Raw genomic sequence first — 672 nt, forward strand, 5'->3', positions numbered from 1 at the left:
CAATGGTGTTGTATGGTATTTCGCTGATTTATCAGAGTAATCAAGAACTTGAACAAGCAAAAGACTTTGCGGAACGCGCCTTTACGCTTGATGCCGTAGCTTATCCAGCAAAGATGCAGTATGAACGATTACAGCAACTGGCTAATATTGCCGAAGGTCTTGGAGATAACGCGCAGGCGCGGCGCTATCGGCAAATGTCATTTCGCCATCGAATGGCCCACTCGCTTTATCCGGGCGATCCGCAATATAACGATTTCGCCAAACCTGGCGGCGATCGTTGTGGATAGTTTGCGTCAGCCCGGCGGTCGCCGGGCATTGCGATGTTCTTATCCTTCGAAAAACCAGTATCCGCTATTCACCAGCGCCGCCAGCATGGCGAGGAAGGACGGGTCTTCCAGCGCATCGCCGAAGTTTTCAGCGGTTAGTGCAATATGACTGGCGAGCGCCTCCAGAGCGGGGCGATGCGGGGAGTCTATTTTTTCGCCATTCGCATAGACCTCATCGCCGATACGCAATACGCGAAGCCCGCCGAGACGTACTAATACCTCGCCTTGCTTTAAGGCATCGTAAATCTCATCAGGCTGATACGGCGGCTCCGGCGGCGCAATATCCAGTTCGTGGCGTGACTGAGAGAGAAACTCGCCAAGCCACTGTTGGAAATGCGCGGGTTGA

Annotated in this window: 2 protein-coding genes; one reads left to right on the forward strand and one right to left on the reverse strand. The window is 53.4% G+C overall.

Annotated elements, in window-relative coordinates:
* A partial coding sequence (locus RH45_RS14010) for a hypothetical protein (protein WP_008078207.1) occupies window positions 1-287 on the forward strand: 287 nt, incomplete at its 5' end.
* Between the two features lie 39 nt (window positions 288-326).
* On the opposite strand, the gene RH45_RS14015 is transcribed toward RH45_RS14010, so the two are convergent.
* Window positions 327-672 (reverse strand): winged helix domain-containing protein (locus RH45_RS14015; RefSeq protein ID WP_008078209.1); only part of this gene is annotated, 346 nt, incomplete at its 5' end.

Origin of the sequence: Vibrio sinaloensis DSM 21326, from assembly GCF_000189275.1 — a bacterium.
Lineage (GTDB): Bacteria > Pseudomonadota > Gammaproteobacteria > Enterobacterales > Vibrionaceae > Vibrio > Vibrio sinaloensis.